8 protein-coding genes are annotated in these 7,700 nt (G+C 65.9%); 1 reads left to right on the top strand and 7 read right to left on the bottom strand.

What is annotated here, in order from left to right; translation table 11 throughout:
* Together KH616_RS18365 and glnA are read right to left on the bottom strand one after the other, a co-directional pair.
* The coding region (locus tag KH616_RS18365) for a PAS domain-containing protein (protein ID WP_292249123.1) at positions 1 to 349 on the bottom strand (349 nt) is incomplete at its 3' end.
* Between the two features lie 161 nt (positions 350 to 510).
* On the bottom strand, positions 511 to 1,926 hold the full coding sequence (gene glnA / locus KH616_RS18360; RefSeq protein WP_292249120.1) for a type I glutamate--ammonia ligase: 1,416 nt from the start codon (positions 1,924 to 1,926) through the stop codon (positions 511 to 513).
* A gap of 372 nt (positions 1,927 to 2,298) precedes the next feature.
* Here glnA and KH616_RS18355 point away from each other — a divergent pair, with 372 nt between their 5' ends.
* Positions 2,299 to 2,763, top strand: a complete 465-nt coding sequence (locus tag KH616_RS18355) for a rhodanese-like domain-containing protein (protein WP_292249118.1) — start codon at positions 2,299 to 2,301, stop codon at positions 2,761 to 2,763.
* A 106-nt stretch (positions 2,764 to 2,869) separates the two neighbouring features.
* Here the strand turns inward: KH616_RS18355 and KH616_RS18350 are convergent, their stop codons facing one another.
* The 5 genes from KH616_RS18350 to KH616_RS18330 all read right to left on the bottom strand — a co-directional run.
* The gene (locus tag KH616_RS18350) at positions 2,870 to 3,685 is read right to left on the bottom strand and encodes a molybdopterin-binding protein (RefSeq protein ID WP_292249115.1); all 816 of its coding nucleotides are present in this window, start codon (positions 3,683 to 3,685) and stop codon (positions 2,870 to 2,872) included.
* Positions 3,682 to 4,509, bottom strand: a complete 828-nt coding sequence (locus KH616_RS18345) for an EI24 domain-containing protein (RefSeq protein ID WP_292249110.1) — start codon at positions 4,507 to 4,509, stop codon at positions 3,682 to 3,684. Before KH616_RS18345 ends, KH616_RS18350 begins: the two co-directional genes overlap by 4 nt.
* A gap of 109 nt (positions 4,510 to 4,618) precedes the next feature.
* Positions 4,619 to 5,596 carry a sterol desaturase family protein gene (locus KH616_RS18340; RefSeq protein WP_292249107.1) on the bottom strand — a complete coding sequence of 326 codons (978 nt, stop codon included), beginning with the start codon at positions 5,594 to 5,596 and terminating at the stop codon, positions 4,619 to 4,621.
* Between the two features lie 16 nt (positions 5,597 to 5,612).
* On the bottom strand, positions 5,613 to 6,605 hold the full coding sequence (locus KH616_RS18335) for a beta-propeller fold lactonase family protein (protein ID WP_292249105.1): 993 nt from the start codon (positions 6,603 to 6,605) through the stop codon (positions 5,613 to 5,615).
* Positions 6,606 to 6,722: 117 nt separating this feature from the next.
* On the bottom strand, positions 6,723 to 7,700 hold a 978-nt coding region (locus tag KH616_RS18330), incomplete at its 5' end, for a DUF3418 domain-containing protein (RefSeq protein ID WP_292249102.1).

Here is a 7,700-nt window from a genome sequence, read left to right as displayed (position 1 = left end):
CGATCGCGTGCACGTGCAGCGGCTCGCGGCCGGGCCGGTCGAGCACCGTGTCGAGTTGGGTCGCATGAAAGCGCTCCTCGCCGATCGCGGTGATCGTCGCGGCAAGCTCGTTCGCGTTCGGGAAAATCTCGCCCCATGGCCGCTGCGCGAGCTGCCGGCGCGAGATGTCGAGCATCGCCTCGGCGGACGGATTCGCGAACGCAATCCTGAGCGTCTTGCGATCGAGCACCAGCACGACCGACGGCAACGCCTCGAGCCCCGCGAGCAGCCCCGAGCGCGCCAGCCTCTCGTCATCCGTCAGACGCTCAGGCTGCCCCGTCTTCGCCTTGATCAGATTCTTCAGAACCATCGTGCGTGTCGCGCGTAAAAGTGTGAATGCCGCGGAACAAAAAAGGGACGGCTGGGCGCCGTCCCCTTTCAGAATGCGTCGCTTCCGCCCGGGATTGCGCGGCGGAAGCGGGCGGACGAAGAGGCGCGTCGGCCGCCGAAGCGTCGAAGCGCCATCGCCGCTTACAGCGAGTAGTACATCTCGAACTCGACCGGATGCGTCGTCATGCGGAACTTCGCCAGCTCCTGTTCCTTGAGCGCGAGGTACGCGTCGATCATGCCGTCCGTGAACACGCCGCCGCGCGTCAGGAATTCGCGATCCTTGTCGAGCGCTTCCAGTGCCTGGTCGAGGCCCGCGCAGACGGTCGGGATCTTTGCATCCTCTTCCGGCGGCAGGTCGTACAGGTTCTTGTCGGCCGCTTCGCCCGGATGGATCTTGTTCTGCACGCCGTCGAGACCCGCCATCATCAGCGCGGTGAAAGCCAGGTACGGGTTCGCCATCGGATCCGGGAAGCGCGTTTCGATACGGCGGCCCTTCGGGTTCGACACGTGCGGAATGCGGATCGATGCCGAGCGGTTGCGTGCCGAGTACGCCAGCTTGACCGGTGCCTCGAAGTGCGGAACCAGACGCTTGTACGAGTTCGTCGTCGGGTTCGTGATCGCGTTCAGCGCGCGGGCGTGCTTGATGATGCCGCCGATGTAGAACAGCGCGAATTCCGACAGGCCGGCGTAGCCGTTACCCGCGAACAGGTTCTGGCCGTCCTTCCAGATCGACTGGTGAACGTGCATGCCCGAACCGTTGTCGCCGACGACCGGCTTCGGCATGAACGTCGCCGTCTTGCCGTACGAGTGTGCGACGTTGTGGATGATGTACTTCGACCATTGCGTCCAGTCGGCGCGCTGCACGAGCGTCGAGAACTTCGTGCCGATTTCGTTCTGGCCCTGGCCTGCCACTTCGTGGTGATGCACTTCGACCGGAATGCCGAGCTGTTCGAGCAGCAGACACATTTCCGAACGCATGTCCTGGAACGTGTCGACCGGCGCGACCGGGAAGTAGCCGCCCTTCGTGCCCGGACGGTGGCCCGTGTTGCCGCCTTCGAATTCCTTGCCCGACGACCACGGCGCTTCTTCCGAGTTGATCTTGACGAAGCAGCCCGACATGTCGATGTTCCACTGCACCGAGTCGAAAATGAAGAATTCCGGCTCCGGACCGAAGTAGGCGGTGTCGCCCAGGCCCGTGCTCTTCAGGTACGCTTCGCCGCGCTTCGCGAGCGAACGCGGGTCGCGTTCGTAGCCCTTGCCGTCCGCCGGCTCGACCACGTCGCAGGTCAGCACCAGCGTCGACTCTTCGTAGAACGGGTCGATGAACGCGGCATTCGGATCCGGCATGAGCAACATGTCCGACGCCTCGATGCCCTTCCAGCCGGCGATCGACGAGCCGTCGAACGCATGACCGCTCTCGAACTTGTCCTCGTCAAACGCCGAAACCGGCACCGACACGTGTTGCTCCTTGCCACGCGTGTCCGTGAAGCGGAAATCGACAAACTTGACGTCCTCGTCCCTCACGAGCTGCATGACGTCGGCGACGGTTTTACTCATAACCTCTTCTCCTGATTGAACAATACCGGCGGACTGGGACCGCCTCGTTTATCGAACTGCTCGGGGCGAGACTTTGGCGCAGCGCGCCCCGATGCGACCGAAATCTATAAAGCAGCTTCCGTGCCAGGCATGCGCCAAACCGGCGCAAATCGCGCGAGCCTCGCCGCGACGGGGCGTCGCCGCGCAATGTCGGTGACTGGCATGCATCCGGCGAGCCATCAAATGCACCTAAATAGTGCGCATGGCGATGCCAAGCTGTTTGGAAGGTTTGTCTTGGTGCATTCGCGTCATTTTGCACCGTTTTGGTGAGCGCGTGTGCGGTGCGCGGGCCACGCTAAAATGCACGTTTGACCGATACGGAGACCTTCTGCCATGAGTACGCTCGAACAGCTTCACGCGAAGGCCGGCGAACGGCGCGCACAGGGCGCGCTGCACTATGCCGGCGCGCTGCTGCCCGCCGAGGCATTCGAACTGCTGCAACTCGACCCGTCGGCGCGTCTCGTGGACGTGCGCACCCGCGCCGAGCTCGACTGGGTCGGCCGACCGCTCGTCGCCGACAATCAGTATCTGCATCTTGAATGGCTCCGCTATCCCGGCGGCGCGCCGAACCCCGAATTCATCAATCAGCTGAAGTCGGCCGTCGAACCCGGTGCGCCGGTGCTGTTCCTGTGCCGCAGCGCCGCCCGCTCGAAACTCGCCGCGGCCGCCGCCGCGCAGGCCGGCTACACGAAAGCGTACGACCTGCTCGAAGGCTTCGAGGGAGCGAAGGACACGGCAGGCCATCGCAAGACCGTCGACGGCTGGTGCTACCGGCAACTGCCGTGGATCGGCGCCTGACGGCGCACCGGTGCGGGCAGCACCGTCCCCGCGATCGTCGCGGCGGCCGATGACATGCCGATGACGGGCCGCATCATGCGGCCCGCTTCTTTTTGGACGCCCGGATTCAGACCCGCGGCGCCTCCGGCTCGACGACGTCGCCGCCGAGCAGATGCACGCCTTCGCGCAGCTTCACGAACGCGGCCGCGACCGCTTCCGGCTCGCCTTTCACACCGAGGTCGATATGTCGCCGCGCGAAGATCCCGCCCCGCTCCGCATCGCCGACGCTCGGCAGGCTGAACACCCGCACGCCCGGAAAATCGTGCTCGATCTTCTCCATCAGCGGCGTCAGGGTCGACTCGGGCAGCTCGAACACATACAGCGAACGCTCCGCATGCGGCGTCGCGTGGTGCAGATGCGCGTAGCGCGTGTCGAGCACCCATTCGATCATCGGCCAGGCCATCACCGGGAAGCCCGGCACGAAATGATGGTTGCCGACCGAGAAGCCCGGAATCCGGTTGTAGCCGTTCGGAATGATCGTCGCGCCGCGCGGGAACACCCCCATGTTCAACCGGTGCTGGTTCTCGGGCGACGCGAAGTCGACCGGCTTGTCCGGATCGGCGTGGGTTTCGCGGATGCGCTCCTGGATCAGCAGCTTCGCTTCCGGATGCAGTTCGAGCGGCACGCCGAGCGCGGCGGCCGCGCATTGCCGCGTGTGATCGTCCGGCGTCGCGCCGATTCCGCCTGTCGAGAACACGATGTCGCCCGACGCGAACGTGCGCGCCAGCGTCTCGGTGATGCGCGCCGTATCGTCGCCGACGTACTCGGCCCAGTCCAGCGTGAGCCCGCGCGCGCCGAGCAGCGCGATGACCTTCGCCAGATGCTTGTCCTGCCGGCGGCCGGACAGGATTTCGTCGCCGATGATGACAATGCCGATACTCATGCCTGCTCCATGTCGATTGCGGTGGCGCGCGGCGCCGCGCGCAAGTCCTCGAGCGCGCGCAGGCAATAGTGGCCGAACCACAGCGCCGAGAACACCAGAATGAATGCGTAAACCCAGATCATCGCGGCCGCGACGAACGGAAACAGCACCATCATCCAGATCGACGACACCCAGATGAAGGTCGGCACCGTGCCGAGCAGGCCGGTCGCGACGCCGATCCCGATCAGCGGCCAGCGATGCTGCTGCACGAGCGCGCGGCGTTCGTCGCGGCTCGCGTGCTCCGCCAGCGCGTCGTACGTCATCACGCGATAGGTGACCCAGCCCCAGATCAGCGGCGGCAACAGCGCGAAGAACGGCGGGATCAGCCAGAGCGGCAACGTGACGACGAGCAGCACGAGGCTGGCGATCGCCGTCCACAGCGAATTGACGACGCTGCCGACGAAGGTGCCGCCCTTCTTTGTCTCGAGCGCCGCAAACTGGCGGGCCGACAGATGCTTGACGACGACCGGCATCGACAGCCCCGCGATCAGCAGCAGCACGGTCAGCACGATCAGCGGAATCGCGAGCGAGACGACCAGGAACGGCGCGACGACCGCATGCAGCTGCGGCAGGCCGAGCGCGTCGAACACCGCGTAGATCGCCGTCGTCAGCGCGAAACCGTCGAGCGCGGCGCGCGCGCCGTCGACGAGCGGCTGCCAGCTGAACCACAGCAGCACGCCCCACACCACGGCGGAGACGACGAACGGCATGACGGTGAGCCAGAGCATCCGCGGGTGCAGCGCGCTCGCGAATGCCCGGACGAAGGAACGCAGCAAGTCGTTCATGCAAGCCTGCTTCGACGTGAGAAAACGGGAAAAGGATAAACCACGCGGCCCGCACGCGCCAAAGCGCATGCGGGCCGCGTCGGGTGAGACTGGCGGGCGGGCGTATCGTTCAGGCGGATGCCGTCGTGCCGCGCTTCGCGGGAACGAGCCGGCGGTAGATCCGCACGAACGCGAGCGCCTGTTGCGCGACGAAGCCGTCGCCGTACGACCGGCCTTCGATCTGCTCGCGAATGCCGGTCGGCTCGACCGTGCGATTCCAGGACGCGGTGCCGAACATCATGTCCCACCACGGGAACAGCACGCCGAAGTTGCAGCCGTACTTGGTGCCTTCGTGGCCGTAGCCGACCGCGTGATGGCGACGGTGGAACGCCGGGCTGACGAGCAGGCGCTCGCCGAACCGGCCGAACGGCAGCCGCGCATTGATGTGCTGAATGCTCTGCACGAAATTGGTCAGCGCGGTGAGCACGACGAACTGCGACGGCGACACGCCGATCACGAGCGCGATCACGGCGAAGAAGCACGACTGGAGCACGTCGTCGATCAGGTGGTTGCGGTCGTCGCACCAGAGCGACATCTGCCGCTGGCTGTGATGGACCGCATGCAGTTCCCACCAGACGCCGAACTTGTGCTGCCAGCGGTGATACCAGTAGCCGGCGAAGTCGAGCACGACGAGATAGACCGCGAACGCGACGATCGGCTGCGACGTCACGCCCGGCCAGAGCGTATCGAGGTTGAGATTCGCGACCCCGTGCAGGCGCAGCCACCCCTGGACCTTGTCGAACAGCGGCTGCAGCGCGAAAAAGAAGAACAGCGAATAGATGCCGAGCTTCGCGATCAGCGTGTAGATCACGTCGACGCGCACCGCCCCGCGGTCCTTCCACCGTTCGACCGGGCGCAGCGCCTCGAGCGGACGCAGCAGCACGAACATCGCGACGATCTGCAGCGCCCCCACGATCACCCAGTAGAGCGCGTCGTAGGTGTCCTCGTCGTAGTCCATCAGGTTGAACCTGAAGAGAAGCGGCTGCACGACGTCGATGTACAGCCATGTCTGGATATCCGACACGAACGTATCGATCAGGTGCAGCATCGTGGCCCCCTGCCCGTCACGCGCCGTTCGCCGCCTTCCACGGCGCGCGGTCGTAGAAGTAGATCCCGTGCGGCGAGCGGCCGACCGGAATCGTCTGGACCAGCTTGCGCGTGGCCAGGTCGATCACGCCGACCTTCTTCGCGAAGCGGAACGTCACCCACAGCGTCTTCTTGTCGGCGGACAGTTCCATGTCGTCCGGGCCGGGCAGCAGGCCGGTGATGTCGCCGACGTTGGTCAGCGTGTTCTCGTCGATGATGCTGATCGTGTTCGCCACCCGGTTCGTCACCGCGACATGCGTGCCGTCGGCGAGCGAGCGGAAGTTGTGCGCGCCCTTGCCGGTCGGGATCGTCTTCACGACCTTCTGGTTGCGCCAGTCGACGACCGCGACATAGTCGGCGCCCGTCATGCCGACGAGCAGGTACTTGTCGTCCGGCGTGAGCCACAGGCCCGCCGGCACCTTGCCGACCGGCATCTTCCACTTGACCGTCTGCGTCGCCAGGTCGATCGCCGCGATCTCGCCCGAAACCTGCAGCGACACCAGCACCGTCTTGCTGTCCTTCGTGAACGCGAGATGGCTCGGCATCACGGCGAGCGGCACGCGCTTGACGAGCTTCAGGTCGTGACCGTCGTAGCTGTAAATATCCACGCGGTCGAGGCGCAGGCCGGTGGAAACGAACCACTTGTGGTCCGGCGAGAAACCGAGCTGGTACGGATCCTCGATCCCTTCGACGGTGCGCTGCAACTTGCCCGTCTTCGGGTCGAGGAACATCAGGCTGTTCGAGACCGAATTCGCGACGATCAGCGACGAATTGTCGGGCGCCGCCATCAGGTGATGCGGCTCCTTGCCGGTCGGCATCGAGCTGACGACCTGGTGAGTCTGCGGGTCGATCAGGGACAGCGTCGCTTCGGCCGAATTGAGAACGACGACATCATTATTCGCGTGGGCGGCGGGCGCCAGCACGGCGGCGGCCAGCGCGAGCCCGCGGCCGAAGGAGAGGAAAGTGCGCATGAAGACTCACGTCGAGGAACAACTGTCATAGTAGAACGCGCGACCCGCCCCGCCGGTTGACGAAAGCGGGGAATCGGATCGCACCGGAACCCGGCAGCGCCAGGCCTTTCGGCGGGCCTAGCGCTGCATCGACTCCCACACCTTGTGCAGGCGCTTGACAGAGACCGGCATCGGCGTGCGCAGTTCCTGCGCGAACAGCGAAATCCGCAGCTCTTCCAGCAGCCAGCGGAATTCCGCGAGCCGCGGGTCGGCGACGCCGCCGCGCTGCGACACCGCGCGCTGGTACTGCTGCACGAGCGGCTGCAATTCGGCGAGCTGCTTCGAATCGCGCGCCGGATCGGCCTTCAGCTTGTCGATCCGCAACGCGATCCCTTTCAGGTAGCGCGGGAAATGTGCAAGCTGGACGTAAGGCGTGTCGATCACAAAACGCTTGCCGACCAGCGCGGACAGCTGTTGCTGCATGTCCGCGCAGGCGGCCGCGAACGGCTTCGCCTGCGCAAGCTTCTTCGCGAGGCCCGCGTATTCGGCCAGGATCTGGCCGACGAGCCGCGCGATTTCCTGCGCGAGCAGGTTCAGCCGGCTCCTGCCCTCGTCGCGGCGCGCGTGGAAGCTCGCGTCGTCGTCCGGCAGCGGATCCTGCAGACAGGCGCGGTCGAGCGCGGTGGCGATCAGCTGATCGCGCAGCTCGTCCTGCGTACCGAGCGCCATGTACTGCATGGCCATCTCGCGCAGGCCCGGCAGGTTTTTCTCCAGATACTTGATCGGCTCCTTCAGCTGCAGCGCGAACAGCCGGCGCAGCCCCGCGCGATGGATCCGCGCCGCCTCTTCCGGCGAATCGAACACCTCGACGTCGCAGTGCGTGCCGCGATCGACGAGCGCCGGATAGCCGAACAGCGTCTGGCCGCGCCGACGAATCTCCAGCAGCTCGGGCAGCTTGCCGAAGTTCCACGTCGTCAGGTTCTCGTAGAGTGCGGTCGCGCCCGTCTCGGCCGGTGCGGCGGTATGCGGCGCCGCGCCCTGCTTCGCCCCGCTCGCGCCCTTCGCCACGGCCGGCGATCCCGGCTGCGGCGCGGCATCGGCGTCGCCGCCCGCGGC

The sequence above is a fragment of the Burkholderia sp. genome (assembly GCF_018375725.1).
In the GTDB taxonomy this organism is placed as follows: domain Bacteria; phylum Pseudomonadota; class Gammaproteobacteria; order Burkholderiales; family Burkholderiaceae; genus Burkholderia.
Note: the sequence above shows the minus strand (reverse complement) of the source record. Positions and strands in the feature narration are given on the sequence as shown.

Excerpts from the sequence above, each read along its gene's own strand:
- KH616_RS18345 (WP_292249110.1), bottom strand. The coding sequence starts at position 4,509 with ATGAACGACTTGCTGCGTTCCTTCGTCCGGGCATTCGCGAGCGCGCTG.
- KH616_RS18350 (WP_292249115.1), bottom strand. The coding sequence starts at position 3,685 with ATGAGTATCGGCATTGTCATCATCGGCGACGAAATCCTGTCCGGCCGC.
- glnA (WP_292249120.1), bottom strand. The coding sequence starts at position 1,926 with ATGAGTAAAACCGTCGCCGACGTCATGCAGCTCGTGAGGGACGAGGAC.
- KH616_RS18355 (WP_292249118.1), top strand. The coding sequence starts at position 2,299 with ATGAGTACGCTCGAACAGCTTCACGCGAAGGCCGGCGAACGGCGCGCA.
- KH616_RS18340 (WP_292249107.1), bottom strand. The coding sequence starts at position 5,596 with ATGCTGCACCTGATCGATACGTTCGTGTCGGATATCCAGACATGGCTG.
- KH616_RS18335 (WP_292249105.1), bottom strand. The coding sequence starts at position 6,605 with ATGCGCACTTTCCTCTCCTTCGGCCGCGGGCTCGCGCTGGCCGCCGCC.